General features: G+C 59.9%; 18 protein-coding genes, 5 tRNA genes and 1 riboswitch. Of the genes, 2 read left to right on the top strand and 21 right to left on the bottom strand.

Annotated elements, in window-relative coordinates; translation table 11 throughout:
* Positions 1-115: 115 nt before the first annotated feature.
* The gene (gene mgtE / locus MKS85_RS16315) at positions 116-1,558 is read right to left on the bottom strand and encodes a magnesium transporter (protein WP_047228773.1); all 1,443 of its coding nucleotides are present in this window, start codon (positions 1,556-1,558) and stop codon (positions 116-118) included.
* 322 nt (positions 1,559-1,880) lie between these two features.
* Here mgtE and MKS85_RS16310 point away from each other — a divergent pair, with 322 nt between their 5' ends.
* Positions 1,881-2,384, top strand: a complete 504-nt coding sequence (locus MKS85_RS16310) for a cell envelope protein SmpA (protein ID WP_188251973.1) — start codon at positions 1,881-1,883, stop codon at positions 2,382-2,384.
* A gap of 40 nt (positions 2,385-2,424) precedes the next feature.
* Here the strand turns inward: MKS85_RS16310 and MKS85_RS16305 are convergent.
* The 9 genes from MKS85_RS16305 to ltaE all read right to left on the bottom strand — a co-directional run bounded on the left by MKS85_RS16305 (position 2,425) and on the right by ltaE (position 8,686).
* A tRNA-Arg gene (locus MKS85_RS16305) sits at positions 2,425-2,501 on the bottom strand.
* A 72-nt stretch (positions 2,502-2,573) separates the two neighbouring features.
* Positions 2,574-2,650, bottom strand: a tRNA-Arg gene (locus tag MKS85_RS16300).
* A 72-nt stretch (positions 2,651-2,722) separates the two neighbouring features.
* Positions 2,723-2,799, bottom strand: a tRNA-Arg gene (locus tag MKS85_RS16295).
* Positions 2,800-2,871: 72 nt separating this feature from the next.
* Positions 2,872-2,948 (bottom strand) — tRNA-Arg (locus tag MKS85_RS16290).
* 107 nt (positions 2,949-3,055) lie between these two features.
* Positions 3,056-3,146, bottom strand: a tRNA-Ser gene (locus MKS85_RS16285).
* Between the two features lie 62 nt (positions 3,147-3,208).
* Positions 3,209-3,397: a carbon storage regulator CsrA gene (csrA, locus tag MKS85_RS16280; RefSeq protein WP_003178872.1), complete on the bottom strand. Its 189-nt coding sequence runs from the start codon at positions 3,395-3,397 to the stop codon at positions 3,209-3,211.
* Between the two features lie 182 nt (positions 3,398-3,579).
* The gene (locus MKS85_RS16275) at positions 3,580-4,821 is read right to left on the bottom strand and encodes an aspartate kinase (RefSeq protein ID WP_047228775.1); all 1,242 of its coding nucleotides are present in this window, start codon (positions 4,819-4,821) and stop codon (positions 3,580-3,582) included.
* A gap of 89 nt (positions 4,822-4,910) precedes the next feature.
* On the bottom strand, positions 4,911-7,535 hold the full coding sequence (gene alaS / locus MKS85_RS16270; RefSeq protein ID WP_047228776.1) for an alanine--tRNA ligase: 2,625 nt from the start codon (positions 7,533-7,535) through the stop codon (positions 4,911-4,913).
* Positions 7,536-7,681: 146 nt separating this feature from the next.
* On the bottom strand, positions 7,682-8,686 hold the full coding sequence (gene ltaE / locus MKS85_RS16265; RefSeq protein ID WP_188251974.1) for a low-specificity L-threonine aldolase: 1,005 nt from the start codon (positions 8,684-8,686) through the stop codon (positions 7,682-7,684).
* 263 nt (positions 8,687-8,949) lie between these two features.
* A riboswitch (FMN riboswitch) is annotated at positions 8,950-9,117 on the top strand.
* Between the two features lie 100 nt (positions 9,118-9,217).
* Here ltaE and MKS85_RS16260 point away from each other — a divergent pair.
* The gene (locus MKS85_RS16260; protein WP_188251975.1) at positions 9,218-9,727 is read left to right on the top strand and encodes a 6,7-dimethyl-8-ribityllumazine synthase; all 510 of its coding nucleotides are present in this window, start codon (positions 9,218-9,220) and stop codon (positions 9,725-9,727) included.
* A 137-nt stretch (positions 9,728-9,864) separates the two neighbouring features.
* On the opposite strand, the gene astE is transcribed toward MKS85_RS16260, so the two are convergent.
* The 11 genes from astE to MKS85_RS16205 form a co-directional block, all read right to left on the bottom strand.
* On the bottom strand, positions 9,865-10,872 hold the full coding sequence (gene astE, locus MKS85_RS16255; RefSeq protein ID WP_047228779.1) for a succinylglutamate desuccinylase: 1,008 nt from the start codon (positions 10,870-10,872) through the stop codon (positions 9,865-9,867).
* 11 nt (positions 10,873-10,883) lie between these two features.
* The gene (locus MKS85_RS16250; protein ID WP_047228780.1) at positions 10,884-11,171 is read right to left on the bottom strand and encodes a hypothetical protein; all 288 of its coding nucleotides are present in this window, start codon (positions 11,169-11,171) and stop codon (positions 10,884-10,886) included.
* A gap of 70 nt (positions 11,172-11,241) precedes the next feature.
* The gene (gene astB / locus MKS85_RS16245; protein ID WP_076383739.1) at positions 11,242-12,588 is read right to left on the bottom strand and encodes an N-succinylarginine dihydrolase; all 1,347 of its coding nucleotides are present in this window, start codon (positions 12,586-12,588) and stop codon (positions 11,242-11,244) included.
* A gap of 132 nt (positions 12,589-12,720) precedes the next feature.
* Positions 12,721-14,190 carry a succinylglutamate-semialdehyde dehydrogenase gene (gene astD, locus MKS85_RS16240; protein ID WP_188252022.1) on the bottom strand — a complete coding sequence of 490 codons (1,470 nt, stop codon included), beginning with the start codon at positions 14,188-14,190 and terminating at the stop codon, positions 12,721-12,723.
* Complete coding sequence (astA, locus tag MKS85_RS16235; protein WP_076383737.1) at positions 14,187-15,212, bottom strand: arginine N-succinyltransferase; 1,026 nt, start codon at positions 15,210-15,212, stop codon at positions 14,187-14,189. Before astA ends, astD begins: the two co-directional genes overlap by 4 nt.
* Positions 15,213-15,266: 54 nt before the next feature.
* On the bottom strand, positions 15,267-16,286 hold the full coding sequence (aruF, locus tag MKS85_RS16230) for an arginine/ornithine succinyltransferase subunit alpha (RefSeq protein WP_047228784.1): 1,020 nt from the start codon (positions 16,284-16,286) through the stop codon (positions 15,267-15,269).
* Between the two features lie 217 nt (positions 16,287-16,503).
* Positions 16,504-17,724 carry an aspartate aminotransferase family protein gene (locus MKS85_RS16225; protein ID WP_047228785.1) on the bottom strand — a complete coding sequence of 407 codons (1,221 nt, stop codon included), beginning with the start codon at positions 17,722-17,724 and terminating at the stop codon, positions 16,504-16,506.
* Between the two features lie 398 nt (positions 17,725-18,122).
* On the bottom strand, positions 18,123-19,103 hold the full coding sequence (argR, locus tag MKS85_RS16220) for a transcriptional regulator ArgR (RefSeq protein WP_047228786.1): 981 nt from the start codon (positions 19,101-19,103) through the stop codon (positions 18,123-18,125).
* A 113-nt stretch (positions 19,104-19,216) separates the two neighbouring features.
* Entirely contained in the window at positions 19,217-19,981 is a 765-nt protein-coding gene (locus MKS85_RS16215; protein ID WP_047228787.1) for an ABC transporter ATP-binding protein, read from the bottom strand.
* 56 nt (positions 19,982-20,037) lie between these two features.
* Complete coding sequence (locus MKS85_RS16210; RefSeq protein ID WP_047228788.1) at positions 20,038-20,736, bottom strand: ABC transporter permease; 699 nt, start codon at positions 20,734-20,736, stop codon at positions 20,038-20,040.
* Positions 20,733-21,422 (bottom strand): ABC transporter permease, encoded by a 690-nt coding sequence (locus MKS85_RS16205; RefSeq protein WP_047228789.1) that lies wholly within the window; start codon positions 21,420-21,422, stop codon positions 20,733-20,735. The genes MKS85_RS16210 and MKS85_RS16205 overlap by 4 nt, the downstream gene beginning before the upstream one ends.
* Between the last annotated feature and the right edge of the window lie 7 nt (positions 21,423-21,429).

The following is a 21,429-nucleotide window of genomic DNA, read 5'->3' as shown; positions in this document are numbered from 1 at the left end:
TTGAGACTGAAACAGGTGTAAACCTATTTCAGGACTAGACATGGCATTTGGTGACTGAGATTTCCGGCGCCCACGAAAAAGCCCGCCAAATTGGCGGGCTTTCTTGAGGCGCGAATCAGAGCAGGAAAATCGTCGCCAATCCCAGGAAAATGAAGAACCCGCCGCTGTCGGTCATGGCGGTAATCATCACACTGGCCCCCATGGCGGGGTCACGCCCCATTCGAGCCAGGGTCATGGGAATCAATACCCCCATCAAGGCCGCCAACAACAAGTTGAGCGTCATGGCGGCGGTCATCACCACTCCCAGCGACCAACTGCCGTATAGCAGGTACGCCACCACGCCGATCACCCCACCCCAAACCAGACCGTTGATCAAGCCCACGGCCAGTTCCTTGCGCATCAATCGCGATGTATTGCCGGTACTAACCTGGTCCAGCGCCATGGCGCGGACGATCATGGTAATGGTCTGGTTGCCGGAGTTACCGCCAATCCCTGCAACGATAGGCATCAGCGCCGCAAGGGCCACCAGTTTTTCGATGGAGCCTTCGAACAAGCCGATCACCCGGGACGCGATGAAAGCCGTGATCAAATTGACCGCCAGCCAGGCCCAACGGTTACGCAGGGACTTCCAGACCGAGGCGAAGATGTCTTCCTCTTCGCGCAGACCGGCCATGTTGAGGACTTCGCTTTCGCTCTCCTCACGAATCAGGTCGACCATTTCGTCGATGGTCAGACGGCCGATCAACTTGCCGTTCTTGTCGACAACGGGCGCAGAAATCAAATCGTAACGTTCGAACGCCTGGGCCGCATCGTAGGCATCTTCGTCCGGATGAAAACTCACCGGATCACTGGCCATGACCTCGGCTACCTGCTTTTCCGGATCATTGACGAGCAATCGCTTGATAGGCAGCACGCCCTTAAGCACACCGTCGTAGTCCACCACAAAGAGCTTGTCGGTATGCCCCGGCAACTCCTTGAGACGGCGCAGATAACGCAATACCACTTCAAGACTGACATCCTCACGGATGGTCACCATCTCGAAGTCCATGAGCGCACCGACCTGCTCCTCGTCATAGGACAACGCCGAACGCACGCGCTCGCGCTGTTGGCCATCGAGGGTTTCCATCAGTTCGTGGATAACGTCCCGTGGCAGTTCGGGCGCAAGGTCGGCGAGTTCGTCGGCGTCCATTTCCTTGGCCGCCGCCAGCAGTTCGTGATCATCCATGTCAGCGATCAGGGTTTCACGAACCGAGTCGGACACTTCAAGCAGGATGTCACCGTCACGATCCGCCTGGACCAACTGCCAGACCGTCAGACGCTCTTCCAGCGGCAAGGCTTCAAGGATGTAGGCGACGTCGGCGGAGTGCAGGTCATCGAGCTTGCGTTGCAGCTCGACGAGATTCTGCCGGTGGACCAGGTTCTCGACCAGGTCGTGATGCGGGCCTTCCTGGCGATGCGTCAGGTCTTCGACCACCCGCTGGCGATGCAGCAGCTCAACGACTTGAGCAAGGCGATCCTGAAGGCTTTCCTGCGTTTTCTTTACTTCTATTTCGGTCATAGGCGAACTCCACTCCCAGCAGTGGAGCACGCCGGAAGGATCAATCAGTCAGTTCATGATTGGTAAAACGAGATATTGAGTAACTACTGGGTAAGTCCATGGGATATTCCACAAGCCCCGGCGGGGCTGACGGGCGCAATCATACACCGCTTGACGCTTTAAAACGTTAAAAAATCATGGCAAGAACAAGCGCTTGCGAGACATACCTGAACGCAGATTGAACCTCTATGCCTACGACGACTTATCCTGAAAAGAAAACACACGCCCCGGTAAAAATGTAGCGGCTAACCTTCTTTTCTTCACCGTCAAGGAGGACGTCAGGATGCTCGTCAGTCGCTACCTGTTTTTACTCGCTGCCCTGCCCTGCCTGCCTTTGGGGGCTGCCGGGCAAAGCGTGCATCGCTGCGAAAATACCGCCGGGCACGTGACCTTTACCACCCTGAGTTGCCGACCGGAAGAAACCCTGTCACTTCAGCAGATCCATCCGACCAGCCCGGGCAGGGCCGAGCCAATGACAGAGGCCATGCTGCCCGAAGCAGAGTTTCGGCAAACATTCGACAACAAAGCCAACCGCAAGGAACCGACTGTTGTCGGCCAGCTCGAAGACCGCTGTGGCAACCTGCTCAATGCCAGGCAACGCCGCGAAGCGATCATGAACCGGCGAGTCGTCAGTGGCATGAGCCAGCAGGACGTGGAAAGCGCCCTGGGCAGACCCGACTCGGTCAAGATCAGGAATTCGAGCACGCGATATACCTACAAAGCGAAAAAAGGTCGCAGCGCAGAGATCGTGTTCGATGAGAAAGGGTGCGTGAAAGGCAAATCGTAGACAGCAAAAAGCCCGCGTTAAACGCGGGCTTTTTGGTGTTTGGTGCACTCGACAGGATTCGAACCTGTGACCGCTCGGTTCGTAGCCGAGTACTCTATCCAGCTGAGCTACGAGTGCAAGTTGTGGTTTTATACCAGATCACAACTGGTTGAAGCCAAGTTATTTGCATCACTGCAAAAAACTCTTAAATGGTGCACTCGACAGGATTCGAACCTGTGACCGCTCGGTTCGTAGCCGAGTACTCTATCCAGCTGAGCTACGAGTGCAAGTTGTGGTTTTATACCAGATCACAACTGGTTGAAGCCAAGTTATTTGCATCACTGCAAAAAACTCTTAAATGGTGCACTCGACAGGATTCGAACCTGTGACCGCTCGGTTCGTAGCCGAGTACTCTATCCAGCTGAGCTACGAGTGCAAGTTGTGGTTTTATACCAGATCACAACTGGTTGAAGCCAAGTTATTTGCATCACTGCAAAAAACTCTTAAATGGTGCACTCGACAGGATTCGAACCTGTGACCGCTCGGTTCGTAGCCGAGTACTCTATCCAGCTGAGCTACGAGTGCATTTGTTGCCGCGCATTATAGGTCGCCGAATCTTTTTGTAAAGCGCTTTTTTCAGTAATTTCAACAACTTACCGATAAAGCCAGATTACGTCGCACTAAATAAATAATGGCGGAGAACGGGGGATTCGAACCCCCGACACCCTTTTGAGGTGTACTCCCTTAGCAGGGGAGCGCCTTCGGCCACTCGGCCAGCTCTCCGCAACACGGGGCGTATATTAACCACCTTCATCCCCGTTTGCAAACATAAAAAACGATAAAAATTAATGGCTTGGTTCGTCGTCCTTCTCTTTCTTGATACGCAGGTAAATTTCCTCTCGGTGCACCGCGACCTCTTTCGGGGCGTTGACGCCAATCCGCACTTGGTTTCCTTTGACGCCGAGCACGGTCACGGTGATTTCGCCATCGCCAATAATCAGGCTCTCTGCGCACCGACGAGTCAGAATCAGCATACCTTTCTCCTCACGCAATTCAGTTCAGGGACAACAGTCTGCAAAAAAAGGCGTAGGCCCTACGAACCGAAACGGTCGCAGCCTACAAGCCTAGTATTGACCAGCGCGAGCAAAAGAACAGTTTTGGAGCGCGCCTTTCAGAAAAACAAAGGGCGCGGTAAACCGCGCCCCAAGACAACGCCTTACTCGCCCTGTCGGGCAGCAGCGTCGAGTTCGAAAGCCGTGTGCAGGGCGCGCACGGCCAGTTCCAGGTACTTCTCTTCGATGACCACGGAAACCTTGATTTCCGAAGTAGAGATCATCTGGATGTTGATGCTTTCCTTGGCCAGGGATTCGAACATACGGCTGGCCACGCCTGCGTGAGAGCGCATGCCGACACCGACGATCGAGACCTTGGCGATCTTGGTATCACCCACCACTTCCCGGGCACCAATCTCATCAGCAGTCTTTTTTAGCACCGCTTCAGCGGCCTGGTAGTCGTTGCGGTGCACGGTGAAGGTGAAGTCGGTGGTGTTATCGTGCGCGACGTTCTGCACGATCATGTCGACTTCGATGTTCGCGGCACTGATCGGGCCGAGAATCTTGAACGCCACGCCGGGGGTGTCTGGCACGCCACGGATGGTCAGCTTGGCTTCATCGCGGTTGAAAGCGATGCCGGAAATGATCGGCTGTTCCATGGATTCCTCTTCATCAATAGTAATGAGGGTGCCCGGACCCTCTTTGAAGCTGTGCAGAACGCGCAGCGGAACGTTGTACTTGCCAGCGAATTCGACGGCCCGGATCTGCAGCACCTTGGAACCGAGGCTGGCCATTTCCAGCATCTCTTCGAAGGTGATCTTGTCCAGGCGCTGAGCCACAGGCACCACCCGTGGGTCGGTGGTGTAGACACCATCCACATCGGTGTAGATCTGGCATTCGTCAGCCTTGAGTGCCGCCGCCAGCGCCACGCCCGTGGTATCGGAACCGCCACGGCCGAGAGTGGTGATATTGCCGTGCTCGTCCACACCCTGGAAACCGGCGACCACCACGACGCGACCGGCCTTCAGGTCGCCGCGAATTTTCTGATCGTCGATCTGCAGAATACGCGCTTTATTGTGCGCGCTGTCCGTCAGGATACGAACCTGGTTGCCGGTGTAGGACACCGCCGGCACACCCCGCTTGATCAGCGCCATGGCCAGCAAGGCGATGGTCACCTGCTCGCCAGTGGAAACGATCACATCCAGTTCGCGCGGAACCGGCTGTTGGTCGCCGCTGATTTGCTTGGCCAGATCGATCAGACGGTTGGTCTCGCCGCTCATTGCCGACAGCACAACCACCAGGTCATCGCCCGCTTCACGGAATTTCTTAACCTTGTCGGCGACTTGTTCGATTCTCTCGACAGTACCGACCGAGGTGCCTCCAAATTTCTGTACGATCAAAGCCATTTCAAAGCCGCCTCTGCCCATGAAGGGCGCCCAATAATCACTCAACAGCGACCGGAGTCGTCACTAGACGACGACCCCGGAGCACTGCCTTAAATACCCTGCTCTACAAATGCAACGGTTTGGGCCAGTGCTGCGTCCAGCGCGCCGGCGTCGGTGCCGCCGCCTTGCGCCATGTCCGGACGACCACCACCCTTGCCGCCCACTGCCGCAGCGGCCTGCTTCATCAAATCACCGGCTTTGAGTTGGCCAGTCAGGTCTTTGGTCACGCCTGCGACGAGAACGACCTTTTCCTCATGGACACTGCCGAGCAGGATCACTGCGCGGCCGAGTTTGTTTTTCAGTTGATCGACCAGCGCCAACAGTGCCTTGCCGTCCTGGCCATCCAGGCGCGCGGCCAACACTTTCACGCCCTTGACGTCCACGGCCTGGGCCGACAGATCGTCGCCCGCGGCGCTGGCAGCCTTGGCCTGCAACTGCTCGAGTTGCTTTTCCAGCAGACGGTTGCGCTCCAGCACAGCCGAGAGCTTGTCGATCAGGTTGTCACGGCTGCCCTTGATCAGGCTCGCCGCTTCCTTGAGTTGTTCTTCGGCGGCGTTGAGGTACGCCAGGGCCGCCGCGCCGGTGACCGCTTCGATGCGACGCACACCAGAAGCCACACCGCCTTCGCTGATGATCTTCAGTAGGCCGATGTCACCGGTCCGGTTGGCATGGATACCACCGCACAGCTCCACGGAGAAATCGCCGCCCATGCTCAGCACACGGACGCTGTCGCCGTACTTCTCGCCAAACAGCGCCATGGCGCCCTTGCGCTTGGCGGTCTCGATGTCGGTTTCTTCGGTCTCGACCGGCGAATTCTTGCGGATCTCGGCGTTGACGATGTCTTCCAGCGCCTTGAGTTGCTCAGGCTTGATAGCCTCGAAATGGCTGAAGTCAAAGCGCAAGCGCTGACTGTCCACCAAAGAGCCTTTCTGCTGAACATGCTCGCCCAGTACCTGACGCAACGCGGCATGCAGCAAGTGCGTAGCCGAGTGGTTCAGCGAGGTGGCGTGACGAACCTCGGCGTCGACATGCGCGGCTACCGGAGCGGCAATCATCAGGCTGCCCGAGGCCAATACGCCGTGGTGCAGGAATGCGCCGCCGGTCTTGGTGGTGTCTCGCACATCGAAACGCGAGTTGCCGGCCTGCAGGTAACCGCTGTCACCGATCTGTCCGCCGGATTCGGCGTAGAACGGCGTCTGGTCCAGCACGATCACCCCTTCCTGGCCTTCGCTCAGGATGTCGACCGACTGCCCGTCCTTATAGATAGCCACGATCTTGGCCGAACCGGTCGTGGCGGCGTAGCCGGTGAATTCGGTGGCCACGTCAACCTTGACCAGGCTGTTGTAGTCCATGCCGAAGGAGCTGGCGGAACGCGCGCGCACTCGCTGGGCTTCCATCTCGCGCTCGAAACCTTCCTCGTCGAGGGTCAGGTTGCGTTCGCGGGCGATGTCGCCCGTCAGGTCCATCGGGAAACCGTACGTGTCGTACAACTTGAACACGACATCGCCCGGTACCACGTTGCCCTTGAGCTCGGCCAAATCCTGCTCGAGGATCTTCAACCCCTGCTCCAGGGTTTTGGCGAACTGCTCTTCCTCACCCTTGAGCACGCGCTCGATGTGGGCCTGCTGGGATTTGAGTTCCGGGAAGGCCTCGCCCATTTCGGCCACCAGGGCCGCGACGATCTGATAGAAGAAGCTGCCCTTGGCGCCCAGCTTGTTGCCGTGACGGCAGGCGCGACGAATGATCCGACGCAACACATAGCCGCGGCCTTCGTTGGACGGCAACACACCATCGGCAATCAGGAAGCCGCAGGAACGGATATGGTCGGCCACCACTTTGAGCGAAGCCTGGTTGTCGTTACTGCAACCGATGGCCTTGGCCGAAGCACTCAACAGGCTCTGGAACAGGTCGATTTCGTAGTTGGAGTGAACGTGCTGCAACACCGCACTGATCCGCTCCAGGCCCATGCCGGTGTCGACCGACGGCGCTGGCAACGGATGCAACACGCCATCGGCGGTGCGGTTGAACTGCATGAAGACGTTGTTCCAGATCTCGATGTAGCGGTCGCCATCTTCTTCCGGCGAGCCGGGTGGGCCGCCCCAGATGTCGGCGCCGTGATCGTAGAAAATCTCGGTGCAAGGGCCGCACGGGCCGGTGTCGCCCATGGTCCAGAAGTTATCGGAAGCGTATGGCGCGCCCTTGTTGTCGCCAATGCGCACCATGCGTTCAGCCGGGACACCGACCTCTTTGGTCCAGATGTCATAAGCCTCGTCATCGCTGGCGTAGACCGTTACCCAGAGCTTCTCCTTGGGCAGGTTCAGCCACTTGTCGGAGGTCAGGAAGGTCCAGGCAAAGGTGATGGCGTCGCGCTTGAAATAATCACCGAAGCTGAAGTTACCCAGCATTTCGAAGAAGGTGTGGTGACGAGCGGTATAGCCGACGTTTTCCAGGTCGTTGTGCTTGCCGCCGGCGCGCACGCATTTCTGGCTGCTGACGGCACGGGTGTAGGCACGTTTTTCCTGGCCCAGGAAGCAGTCCTTGAACTGGTTCATCCCCGCGTTGGTGAACAGCAGGGTCGGGTCGTTGCCCGGAATCAAAGAGCTGGAGGCTACTCGGGTGTGGCCTTGCTCTTCGAAGAAGCGAAGGAAGGCTTCACGGATTTCTGCGCTTTTCATTAGGTTCTTCCACGGAGGCTGCGGCCAAAGGCCTGTGCAAAACGTCAACAGACGAAGCAACGGCAAAGGGCCGCATTATATCGGCCCTTCGCGTGGGGTACAGCGTGTTTATGCGATAGAAACTGTCAATTGGGCCGCTTGGCGGGTCAGTTACGGGAAAAGTCGACGAAAGAGCGGATCACTTCGTCGATTTGCGCGGCGCTGACATCCATGTGGGTCACCATTCGCAGGCGTGGCGCTGCGCTGAGCTTGATACCACGCTCGGCGGCAAACGCCCTGATGGCCTCGGCCCGCTCGCCCATCTGCACGTAGACCATGTTGGTCTGCACCGGCTCGACCTCGTAACCCGCCCCACGCAAGCCCTCGGCAAGCCGCTGGGCATTGGCGTGGTCATCGGCCAGGCGCTGGACCTGATGATCCAGGGCATACAACCCCGCCGCAGCCAGGATCCCGGCCTGGCGCATACCCCCGCCCACCATCTTGCGCAGCCGGCGCGCCTTGCCGATCAGTTCGACGCTGCCGCAGAGGACCGAGCCAACGGGAGCGCCAAGGCCCTTGGACAGGCACACCGACACCGAATCGAAATGTTGGGTGATCTCCCGGGCATCGACGTTCAACTTGACCGCGGCGTTGTACAGCCGCGCGCCGTCAAGGTGCAACGCCAGGCCGTGCTCGCGCGTGAAACGCCGGGCCCGGGCCAGATAGTCCAGCGGCAGGACCTTGCCTTGCATGGTGTTTTCCAGCGCCAGCAGGCGAGTACGGGCGAAGTGGAAGTCATCGGCTTTGATCGCGGCAGCAACTTGCTCCAGGTCCAGAGAGCCGTCCGCTTGCACGTCAAGGGGTTGCGGCTGGATTGAACCCAGTACCGCCGCCCCGCCGCCTTCGTATTTATAGGTGTGAGCCTGCTGGCCAACGATGTATTCATCACCACGCTCGCAATGGGCCATCAGCCCCAGCAAGTTGCTCATGGTGCCGGTGGGTACGAACAGCGCCGCGGCAAAGCCCAGGCGCCCGGCCAGTTCGGCCTCGAGGCGATTGACGGTCGGATCTTCGCCATACACATCGTCGCCGGTCGGCGCGCTGGCCATCGCATCCAGCATGGCGGCGGAAGGTTGGGTGACGGTGTCGCTGCGAAGATCGATAACGCTCATGAATCTGGCCTCGGGTGCGGGTGGGGGGAATTCCCTTTCGAAGGTCAATTACTGCGGTCATGGCGACGATTAATCAAGACCAGTCGAAGGAAAAGATCACCTGCACCTGAAGATCTCTCAGAACACCTGTGGGAGCGAGCTTGCTCGCGATGGCGGCAGCGCATCCAACATCAATGCAATCTGAACCACCGCTATCGCGAGCAAGCTCGCTCCCACAGGGGTTATGTGTTAAAAATCCTGCGCCGCCAAAAACCATGGCGGCGAAACGTTCTCAGGGCGGGGTGCAATTCCCCACCGGCGGTAATTGCACGCAAGGTGCATAGCCCGCGAGCGCTTGGCGATACACGGCTTTTGCGGTGTAGCGTCAAGGTCAGCAGACCCGGTGTGATTCCGGGGCCGACGGTCATAGTCCGGATGAAGAGAGAACGGGATCGGCACCCAAGGGCCGTCTGCGACTGTCTGCGCGCGACGCACCCTCGAATCCCCTTCGATTCATGACGCCCTGTTTTTTACACAAACAGGAACCAGAACATGCAACCCACCGCAATCGACAGCAAAAGCAAACATCATCCGGGCGAGCGCGTCGCGTTCATCCAGGCCTGCTGGCACAAGGAAATCGTCGACCAGAGCCGCAAAGGCTTCGTCGCCGAAATGATCAATCAAGGTTATCAGGAAAGCGATATCGACTTCTTCGAAGTCGGCGGCGCCTTCGAGATCCCGCTGCATGCCAAGCTGCTGGCCAAATCTGGCCGCTACGCCGGCATCGTCGCCGCTGGCCTGGTGGTGGACGGCGGCATCTACCGTCACGAATTCGTCGCCCAATCGGTGATCAGCGGCCTGATGCAGGTTCAGCTGGAAACCGAGGTGCCGGTGTTCTCGGTCGTACTCACTCCCCATCACTTCCACGCTGGGGAAGAACATCAGAAGTTCTTCTTTGAGCATTTCGTGCACAAGGGCCAGGAAACGGCGAAGACCTGTGCCGATACCCTGCACAAGACCCGGGCGTTGAGGCGCAGTGAGCAGCGGGCGGTAGCGGTCTAAATCCAGACACAGATCCAAATGTGGGAGCGAGCCTGCTCGCGATAGCAATGTAGCAGTCGACAGCAATGGCGACTGGCACTCCGTCATCGCGAGCAAGCTCGCTCCCACAAAAGGCTTGTATCAGTTTGGGATTCAGGTCAGGCCAGGTTTTCGTCCGTCGCCGGCACAATCAGGATCCCGGCCCGCAAACCATTCTTCACCTTGGGGTTGGGGAAGATGATCCGGGCGCCCTCTTCTTCGATCACCCAGCGGGTCTGGGCAATGTCTTCGGCCAGCACATAACCTTTTCCAAGTTCCGAGAAGTTCTCGATGTCCGCCGGCAGGTTCAGGCGGAAACTGTCGCTGTGCTTGATGATTTCCCGCGCGACGCTGAACAGTTGCAGGCCGTCCAGACTTTCGTCCGATTCGGGTTCGCTGCCTTCGATGATCTGTTGCAGACGGGTTTCCAGCAGGCTGACGTTGACACCGTCGTTTTCCCCGAACGGCCGGGCCTTGCCCAGTTCCAGGGTGAAAGACTCGGCACCCAACTGGTCATAGGTGTAGGCGCTGAACACAATGGACGGTTTGTTCTGCAGCAGCACCGCTTCCATACCGGCGGCGCGCAGCCGCGCCAGTTCACGGCGTGAATGCTGGCGACCTTCCTTCCACGGATACAGGGCGAATTGCTCAATCTTCGAACCCCGGATGGCGGTGTGCAGGTCGTAATGCAAGCGACTGCGGTCCGGCACGCTGAAGAAACTGGCGGCCAACCGCTCCAATTCGCACGCCCGCAACGCCTCGGCGCCGCCGCTCAACTCATGGCGACCATTGAACAACCGATTGACGTCCTGCTCGACAAAACGCTCTCCGCGACGAATGGCCTCGGGATTGCCGAACAGAAACAGAATGCGTGCCCGTGGCTTGAGATCCCCACGGGCGATGTCGTGCAGCAACCGATCAAGCAATTCGATCGGTGCGGTTTCGTTGCCGTGGATACCGGCTGACAGCAACAGGTCCTGGCCATTGTCCCGGGCCTGGGGCGGCTTGACCTCCAGCGCGCCCTCGCTCAGCCAGCGCATCCGTACGCCCTCGACAGTCAGTTGAGTCTTCTCCGCCGGTTCACGGCCGGCGAGGGTCAGTTCAAGCAATTTGCCGAGGGCGAGCATAGCGCGGCTCCTTAATGGTCGTGGCCGCAATCCGGGCCATGGACATGATCATCGTCGCCCATGTCGGCCGGTTCCATTTCCAGTTGCAGGCTCACCAGGTTGGTCGCCAATGGGCGCAACAACAGGTTGGCGTATTCCTCATCGCCTTCTTCGACATCGACACCGATCAGCAACTGACCGCGGCCGTCCTGCTGGATCCACAGCTCTTTGCCCTGCCACATGACCGCAACGCGGGTGCAGGAGGTTTCCAGTTGGGTGCCGTCGGTGTCTTCAAGGATCAGTTGCAAGGTATCGCTCATGTTTTTACGTTCTCGTCGGGGGAAAAAGGCAACGCGCCCTGCTTTGACTGTAGTCAGGTCGCGCGCGCTTTCAATTGATCTGGAAAGGATAAACCGCGCCAAGTTTAAGGATTTGTGTCAGCTCATCCAGTGCCGCCCGGCATTCGAGCAGCAACTGCGGGTCCGCCAGGTCGTTTTCGGTCATGCGATCGCGGTAGTGACGCTCGACCCATTGGGTCAGCGAATCGTACAACGGCGCGGTCATGATAACCCCTGGGTTGACGGCGGCCAGTTCGGTTTCATTGAGGGCCACGCGCAGCCTCAGGCAAGCCGGGCCACCGCCGTTCTGCATGCTTTGCTTGAGGTCGAAGACCTTCACTTCGCCGATCACCCCGCCAGAGCCCGTCAGGCCTTGCAGGTACTGCCAGACGCGTTCGTTGCCGCGGCACTCCTCCGGCACGATCAACAGCATCGAGCCGTCGGGACGCGACAGCAACTGGCTATTGAACAGGTAGGAACGTACCGCGTCATCGACGGTAACCGCCGAACGCGGCACGCACACCGACTGAAATTTCCCACCGACCTTGGCGAGTTTGCTGCTCAGCTCGGCCAGCATCCGGTCGGTCTCGAGAAACGCATCCTCGTGATAGAACAACACTTCGCCGTTGCCCACCGCGATCACATCATTGTGGAACACGCCCTGGTCGATCACCGATGGGTTCTGTTGGGCGTAGACCACGCCCTCCTCCCTCAGACCATGCAGACGAGCGACCGCTTGAGAAGCTTCCAGGGTCTGGCGCGCCGGGTACTTCTGCGGCGCGGGAAAACGGGTATCGAAGGCGCTGCGGCCGAACACGAAGAATTCAACACCGGCCTCGCCGTAGGTCCGGCAGAAACGCGTGTGGTTGGCCGCGCCTTCGTCGCCGAACTGCGCCACCGCCGGCAGCGCGGCGTGGTGGGCGAAGTGCTGCTGATCGGCAAACATCGCCCCCAGTACGCGACTGGTGGTCGGGTGTTCAATGCTGCGGTGGTATTTGCAGTTCAGGTTGGCGGCAGTGAAATGCACGCGGCCGTCAGCCGTGTCGGCGCTTGGGCTGACAGTGGCGGCGTTGGCCACCCACATGCTGGAGGCCGAGCAACTGGCGACCAGCAGCGGCATCGCTTCTTTGGCAGCCTGCTGAATGACCTGGGCATCGCTGCCGGCAAAACCCAACCGACGCAGGGCCGCCACGTCGGGACGTTCCTGTGGCGCCAGCACACCTTGCTGGAAGCCCATGTCCATCAGCGCTTTCATTTTCGCCAGGCCCTGCAACGCCGCTTCCTTGGGGTTGGAGGACTGTTGGCTATTGCTCTGGGACGCGACGTTGCCGTACGAGAGCCCGCCGTAGTTGTGGGTCGGCCCCACTAGACCGTCAAAGTTGACTTCATAGGATTTCATCAGCGAGGCTCCACGAGAATCTGTTTTTTATAGGCATCAAGTAACAACCGCAGCGCGGCCATCGCGAGCAAGCTCGCTCCCACAGGGTTTTGCGCAATCCTTTGTGGGAGCGAGCTTGCTCGCGATTGGGGTTCACACCATGCTCACGCCGGGAGTGAGGGCAGCCGGCATGACAAGGCTTGGTGTCTCCAGGGAAGCCACCGGATACGCACAATAATCGGCCGCGTAGTAGGCACTGGCGCGGTGGTTGCCCGAGGCCCCAACACCGCCGAACGGCGCGCTGCTGGCCGCTCCCGTCAGTTGTTTGTTCCAGTTGACGATGCCGGCACGGCTCTGCAGCCAAAACTGCTGGTAGCGCTCCTGGGAATCCGACAGCAGACCTGCAGCCAAGCCATATTGGGTGTTGTTGGCCTCGGTGATTGCCGCGGCGAAGTCCGCGTAGCGAATCACCTGCAACAACGGCCCGAACAGTTCTTCATCAGGACGCTCGACTACCGTCGTCACATCCAGGATGCCCGGTGTCAGCAACGCAGCCTGGGCTTGCGGTTGAGTCATGGTCAACAGCGGCACGGCGCCCAGGCCCAGCAAATGGTTCTGCGCATCCATCAGCGCCTTGGCTGCGGCCAGGGAAATCACCGAGCCCATGAACGGCGCCGGTTGCTGATCAAAGGCGCCGACTTCCAGCGTCGAGCTGACCGCCACCAGGCGCGCCAGCAAGGTATCGCCCCACGCCCCTTCGGGCACCAACAGGCGGCGCGCGCAGGTACAGCGCTGCCCGGCAGAAATGAAGGCCGACTGAATGATGGTGTAGACCGCCGCGTCGACGTCCGCCACCTCATCCACCACCAGCGGATTATTACCACCCATTTCCAGCGCCAGGATCTTGTCCGGGCGCCCGGAAAACTGTTGATGCAACAGGTTGCCGGTGCGGCTGGAGCCGGTGAAAAACAACCCGTCGATGCCCGGATTGGCCGCCAGGGCGATACCAGTTTCCCGCGCGCCTTGCAGCAGGTTCAGCACGCCCGCCGGCAGGCCGGCCTCGACCCAGCACTTGACCGTCAGCTCAGCGACTTTCGGGGTCAGTTCGCTGGGTTTGAACAACACACTGTTGCCCGCCAACAAGGCCGGGACGATGTGACCGTTGGGCAAATGGCCGGGGAAGTTGTAAGGGCCGAACACCGCCACCACACCGTGGGGCTTGTGCCGCAGCACAGCGGTAGCGTCTCCCAGGGGGCCGCTTTTTTCGCCGGTCCGCTCGCGGTAGCTCTGAATCGAAATGGCGACCTTGTTGACCATGCTGGTGACTTCGGTGGTCGCTTCCCACAACGGCTTGCCGGTTTCTTCACCGATGCAGTGGGCCAGTTCATCGGCGTGGCTCTTCAAGGCAGCGGCAAACGCTTCCAGCACCTGGATACGCTCATCCAGCGAACGGCGGGCCCAGTCCGGGAAGGCCTGACGCGCGGCCTGCACCGCCGACTCCACCTGCGCCGCCGTGGCGCCATTGCCAGACCACAGCACTTGCTGGGTCACCGGGTTCAACGACTCAAAGAGATCACCCTGACCTTCCAGCCAGCTTCCAGCGATGTACAGCGACTTCATTATTTCGACTCCCGAGCAGCGGACAACGCAACGGCGCGCACCTGATCGCCGGCGTTGAGTTGAAGACGTTTGGCAGTCAGCGGATCAACCACCAAGGTGCCCGCGGCCAAGCGCGCCGGTGCAGCAGTGATGCGGCAGTCTTCGCGTTTGCGGTTATGCATGATGAACGGCGTGGCGTCGTCGCCCGGCGTGCCGATGGCCAATACCAGTGCCTGGCTGTCGCGGATCGCGCGGATCTTGCCGGTTTCACATTCAACGGCCGGGCCGGCGTCGAAGATGTCGACGTAACCCTGGTAACTGAAACCTTCGCTCTTGAGCATCGACAGCGCTGGCTCCGTGTCGGGATGAACCTGGCCGATCACCGCCCGGGCATCCTCCGACAGGAAACAGGTGTACAGCGGGAACTTGGGCATCAGCTCAGCGATGAAGGCCTTGTTGCCCACGCCAGTCAGGTAATCGGCTTGGCTGAACTCCATCTTGAAAAAGTGTCGCCCCAGGCTTTCCCAGAACGGCGAGCGGCCTCGGTCATCGGACATGCCACGCATCTCGGCGATGATCTTGTTGCCAAACAGGTTCGGGAATTCGGCGATGAACAGCAGCCGCGCCTTGGCCAACATGCGGCCATTGAGGCCAGTGCGGTAGTCGGCATGCAGGAACAGCGAACACAGCTCGGAGTTGCCGGTCAGGTCGTTGGCCAAAAACAGCGTCGGGATTTCCCGATAGATGTTCAGCTCCTGGGAGGCGCTGACCGTCAGGCCGACCCGGAAGTTGTACCAGGGCTCGCGCAGCCCAACGGCCCCGGCGATGGCTGAGATGCCCACCACACGGCCGTCGTCGTCTTCGAGCACGAACAGGTAGTCAGCATCGCCACGTCCGGCTTCGCCGCGAAAAGTCTTCTCGGCCCAGCCGACCCGATGAGCCAGGCGCTCCTCGTTGGCCGGCAAGGTGGTCAGGCCGGTGCCGGTGCTGCGGGCCAGGGCAATCAGAGCGGGTAAATCGCTGCTGCGTACGGGACGAACGATCATGCTATCTCCTCAAACGGGCCGCTTGCGCCACCCGCGAAACTTCGCTGTAAGGCGTTAAACCGCCACCAGGCGCACGCTGGCACCCTCACCGACGCCCAAGGCTTCGGCCGCTTCCATATCCAGGGTCACCGGTTTGCCGGGCGCGTAGTCAAGCTCCAACAGAACGGCGCGGTAATCCTGCAACTGGGCGTTGGCCACCAGGTATTGCCGGCCGGCGCCCTTGACGGGCTCGCCGAGCTTGACCGGCACCACACGGCTCTGGGCAATCGAGCGGATCCCCGAGACACGGGCATGCAGAGTCGGGCCACCGTCAAAGATGTCGATGTAATGATCGGTCTCGAAACCCTCGCGCATGAGGATGTCGAAAGTGATCTGCGCACGCGGATGGACCTGGCCCATGGCTTCCTGGGCGGCGTCCGGCAACAGCGGCACGTAGATCGGGTAATGCGGCATCAGCTCGGCGAGGAAGGTGCGGCTCTTCAGCCCGCACAGGCGCTCGGCGGCAGCGTAGTTGAGGTCGAAGAAGTTGCGACCGATGGCGTCCCAGAACGGCGAGTCGCCATTTTCATCGCTGTAGCCGACGATCTCGGTCACCACCGAATCGGCAAAGCGCTCCGGATGGCTGGCGACGAACAGCAGGCGCCCACGCGAATTGAGTTCCGACCAAGGCGAACCGACCAATTCCGGCACCACATAGAAGCTGGTCAGCAAGCTGTTGCCGGTCAGGTCGTGGCACTGGGAAAGCACGTGGATCTTGTTGTGGATCTTCAGCTCACGGGAGGCATGAACAAACGTCTCGTTGCGAAAGCTGTAGAACGGCTCGGAATAACCGGCCGAGGCAACGATGGCCGAACAGCCCGCCAGCTTGCCGGTCGCGGTATCTTCAAGGACGAAGAAATAGCTTTCTTCGCCGTTGAAGCTGACTTCGGCGGCAAACGAGGCTTCACTCGCGGCGATCTTGTCGCTCAGGCGTTCCACGTCATCCGGCAAGGAAGTGACACCGATCGGACTGTCCGCAGCCAGACGCTGTACCTCGCCCAGATCCGCCATTTGTGCGGGGCGCATCACCAGCATGGTGTCACTCCTTTACTTGAAATAAATGGTTCGACCCATTGGTCGACACAAAGAAAAAATACCGGACCGGCAAGCGCTTCAACGCACGTGTAAAACGGTCTTGCTGTGGGAGCGAGCCTGCTCGCGATCAGGATCGCCTCGGCCCATCAGGCAGATCGAGTCGCCTGCATCGCGAGCAGGCTCGCTCCCACAATGGATCAGGTCCGGCCTTTAAAAATCAGGCTTGCGTCAGCTTCGCCGCGGCCCGCTCGAAGCGGTCCAGGCCGGCATCGATGTCGGCATCTTCGACCACCAGGCTCGGCGCGAAACGAATCACGTCCGGACCTGCCTGCAGGATCATCAGGCCTTCCTGTTCGGCGGCGTTGAAAATGTCCTTGGCCTTGCCTTTCCAGGCGTCGTTCAGCACACAGCCGATCAGCAGCCCCAAACCACGCACCTGGGTGAACAGGCCGTATTTCTCGCCGATCTGCTCCAAGCGAGTCTTGAACTTGCGGTGCTTGGCTTTCACGCCTTCGAGCACTTCAGGCGTATTGACGGTATCGATCACCGCTTCGGCCACCGCACACGCCAGCGGGTTGCCGCCGTAAGTGGTGCCGTGGGTGCCGACTACCAGATGCTTGGCCAACGCTTCAGTGGTGAGCATTGCCGCGATCGGGAAACCACCGCCCAGGCTCTTGGCGCTGGTGAGGATGTCCGGGACCACTCCGTAATGCATGTAGGCGAACAGGTGGCCGCTACGGCCCATGCCGGTCTGCACTTCGTCGAATACCAGCAGCGCGTCGTGGGCATCGCACAAGTCACGGGCACCTTGCAGGTAACCCAGCTCGGCCGGCAATACGCCGCCCTCGCCCTGGATCGGCTCCAGCACCACGGCGCACGTCTTGTCCGAAATGGCCGCTTTCAAAGCCGCCAGGTCGTTGTAAGGGACGTGGGTAATACCGGTGATTTTAGGACCGAAACCGTCAGAATACTTCGATTGCCCGCCCACGTTCACGGTGAACAGCGTACGGCCGTGGAAGCTGTTGAGCGCGGCAATGATTTCGTACTTCTCGCTCCCGAAACGATCGAACGCGACGCGACGGGCCAGCTTGAAGGCGGCCTCGTTGGCTTCGGCGCCGGAGTTGCAGAAGAAAGCCCGCTCGGCAAAGGTTGCATTGACCAGTTTATGGGCCAGGCGCAGGGCCGGCTCATTGGTAAAGACGTTGGACACATGCCACAGCTTGTTCGCTTGCTCAGTCAGGGCGGCGACCAGTTTCGGATGGGCGTGTCCCAATACGTTGACCGCGATACCGCCGGCGAAGTCGATCAGTTCGCGACCGGACTGGTCCCACACGTGGGAACCGGCGCCACGCACAGGTATGAAAGCAGCAGGCGCATAGTTGGGGACCATAACCTGATCGAAATCGGCGCGTTGTACGGCGGCTTGCTCAACGGACATCGGAGTCTCCTGAAGAGGAACACCCGCCTGGAACTGGCGAGCGATGAGGGGATTGTAAGGACAGTTTTCAGCCCGGCCTTGTCGCCAAGCGACAACTTCTTATAGCGCCAACCCCCGTTTTTAGCGGGTTTATGGCAATGCGACAAATAGCGTCGCAAAGGCGCAGTTTAAACGTTGTCGCGGGATTTTAGGCGTTGGCTTCTACATTTCCCTGGCCATGCAAAACCTTGTGGCGAGGGGATTTATCCCCGCTGGGTTGCGAAGCAACCCTAAAGCAGGCAATTCGGTGTGCCAGATAGATTGGGTTGACTGTCTTGGGGTTGCTTCGCAACCCAACGGGGATAAATCCCCTCGCCACAGGGTTACATACCCCCGCCCTTACAGAGGAGGCGCCGGCCCTAGCCGCGTTCGGACGGCACCGATGACAATTCGAATGGGCTGCTGCTGCGCCGCTGGTTGCGGTCTTCCCGGGGCGTGGCGCCGAAGAAGTTGCGATAGGCGCTGGAAAAATGCGGCCCCGAGGAGAAGCCGCAGGACAGGCCGATCTGAATGATCGACTTGCTGGTCTGCATCAGCATCTGCCGCGCCTTGTTCAGACGCAGTTCCAGGTAGTACTGGCTCGGCACGCGATTGAGGTATTGCTTGAAAATCCGCTCCAACTGGCGACGGGACACGCACACATGCTGGGCAATTTCGTCGGTGGTCAGCGGTTCTTCGATGTTGGCTTCCATCAACAGCACGGCCTGGGTGAGCTTCGGATGGCTGGAGCCCAGACGGTTCTGCAACGGGATGCGCTGGCGCTCACCCCCCTCGCGGATGCGCTCGACCACCAGCTCTTCAGAGACCGCGCCGGCCAGTTCCGCGCCGTGATCGCGCGCCAACACAGCCAGCAGCAGATCGAGCACCGACATGCCACCGCAAGCGGTCAGGCGATCGCGGTCCCAGTCAAACAGATGGCTGGTGGCAATGACCTTGGGGAAACGCTCGGAAAAGTCGTCCTGCCAGCGCCAATGCACGGCGGCGCGGAAACCATCGAGAAGACCCAGTTGGGCCAACGGGTAGACACCGGCGGACAAACCGCCAATCACACAACCGGCACGCACCAGCTGTTTGAGCGCGCTGCTCAGGGGTGGCGCAAGAGCGGTCGGGGGTTCATCAGCCAGCAGAAACAGCTTCTGGAAACCTTCAAGCTTGCCGGCCCAGGGTTCGCCCGGTAGCTGCCAGGCGCCTTCGGTCTGCGGCTCGGCCTGCAAAAACGACAATTCGTAGACGACATCCGGATGCACCCGCTGAGCAACACGCAAGGCCTCCTCGGCCAGCGCCAGCGTCAAGGCTTTAGTGCTGGGCCAAATCAGGAAACCAATTCGATGGGCAGTCATGGTGGGCAATCCGAAGCGAAAACAGTGTTAAAGCCAAAAGCGGCTGCAACCAAATTAGACCATCTGGCGCGCGATGCGCAGCATGACCTGAATCAGGTGCGTAACGGGAACGATTACTTGAGGCTGCCCGAAAGAAATTGTTGCAGCCGCTCCGATTGCGGATTGACCAGCACTTCGCGCGGGTTGCCGCTTTCTTCAACGATGCCTTTGTGCAGGAAGATCAGTTGGTTCGACACTTCCCGGGCAAAGCCCATTTCGTGGGTCACCACCACCATGGTCCGGCCTTCCAGCGCCAGGGCCTGCATCACTTTGAGCACATCGCCCACCAGTTCCGGATCAAGGGCCGAAGTCGGCTCGTCGAACAGCATGACTTCCGGCTCCATCGCCAGCGCCCGGGCAATCGCCACGCGCTGCTGTTCACCGCCGGACATATGGCCCGGGTAGGCGTCCTTGCGATGCGCCACGCCGACCTTGTTCAGGTAGTGCTCGGCCTTTTCGCGCGCCTCGGCCTTGGCTACGCCCAGCACATGCACCGGCGCTTCCATGATGTTTTCCAGCGCGGTCATGTGGGACCACAGGTTGAAATGCTGGAACACCATCGACAGCCGCGAACGCATGCGCTGCAGTTGCTTGGGGTCGGCGGCCTTCAAGGCGCCGTCCTTGCCAGCCACCAGTTTCAGCTCTTCGTTGTTGAGCAGAATCTTGCCGGCATGGGGTTGCTCAAGCAGGTTGATGCAACGCAGGAAGGTACTTTTGCCCGAGCCACTGGAGCCGATGATGCTGATCACATCGCCGGCGGCGGCCTTGAGGGACACACCCTTGAGCACCTCGTGACTGCCATAGCGTTTATGCAGGTCTTGGACTTCGAGCTTGTACATGCGGTCGGTTCTCACAAAACGTCAGTCGTTGAGCAGTCGATCGGATCGATGCGTTATCAGTGCTTGCGCGGGGCCAGGTAACCCAGCCAGCGGCGCTCGGCCAGCTTGAACAGGCGCACCAGGATAAAAGTCAGGCACAGGTAGAAAACGCCGGCCGTGATGTAAGCCTCGAACGGCAAGTAGTACTGCGCATTCACCGTGCGCGCGGCACCGGTGATGTCGATCAGGGTCACGATGGAGGCCAGGCTGGTGGTCTGCAACATCATGATCACTTCGTTGCTGTACTGCGGCAGTGCCCGGCGCAGGGCCGATGGCAGCAGGATCCGGCGATACAACTTGTAGCGTGACATGCCCATGGCCTTGGCCGCCTCGATCTCACCGTTAGGCGTGGCGCGCAGGCTGCCGGCGATGATTTCGGCGGTGTAGGCGCTGGTATTGATGGCAAAGGCCAGGCAGGCACAGAAGGTCGCGCTGGACAGCCACGGCCAGAGGAAGCTCTCGCGTACGGCTTCGAACTGCGCCAATCCGTAGTAGATCAAAAACAGCTGCACCAGCATCGGCGTGCCGCGAATCACATAGGTATAGAGCCAGGCGGTCATGTTGATGACCGGCTGCTTGGACACCCGCATCAGCCCCAGGGGCAACGCCGCCAGCAGACCGAAGAACAGCGACAGGGCCAGCAGCTTCAAGGTGGTCAGCAGGCCGCTGAAGTACAGCGGCAAGGCTTCGTAGATGACGTTGTAGTCGAAGATCATAGATCAGCCGCCCTTATGCCTACCGAATAGCGCTTCTCGAGTTGACGCAATGCCAGCAGCGAGACACTGGTAATCACCAGATACATTGCCGCCACTGCCAGGAAGAAGGTGAAAGGCTCGCGGGTGGCATCCGCCGCCTGCTTGGCCTTGAACATCATGTCTTGCAGGCCCACCACCGAAATCAGCGCCGTGGCCTTGGTCAACACCAGCCAGTTGTTGGTGAACCCCGGGATCGCCAGGCGAATCATCTGCGGCACCATCACCCGGAAAAACACCTGGAACCCACTCATGCCATACGCCATGCCCGCCTCGGCCTGCCCCTTGGGGATGGCCATGAACGCGCCGCGAAAGGTTTCCGACAGGTACGCACCGAAAATAAACCCCAGGGTACCGATGCCGGCCGCCAGCGGGTTCAGGTCGATGTAATCGTCATAACCGAGCATCGGCGCCACGCGATTGAGCAGGTCCTGGCCGCCATAGAAAATCAGCAGGATCAGCACAAGGTCGGGAATGCCGCGAATGACCGTGGAATACAGGTCACCCAGCCACGCCAGCCAGCGCACTGGCGAGAGGCGCAACGCGACGCCGATCAGCCCCAGGACAATGGCCAGGGCCATGGACGACAAGGCGAGCTCAAGCGTCAACCATGCGCCATCGAGGATGACAGCCCCGTAGCCTTTCAACATGATTCAG

It is taken from the genome of Pseudomonas sp. JL2 (assembly GCF_031570495.1).
Lineage (GTDB): Bacteria > Pseudomonadota > Gammaproteobacteria > Pseudomonadales > Pseudomonadaceae > Aquipseudomonas > Aquipseudomonas rhizophila.
This window is presented reverse-complemented; position numbering and strand designations above follow the sequence as displayed.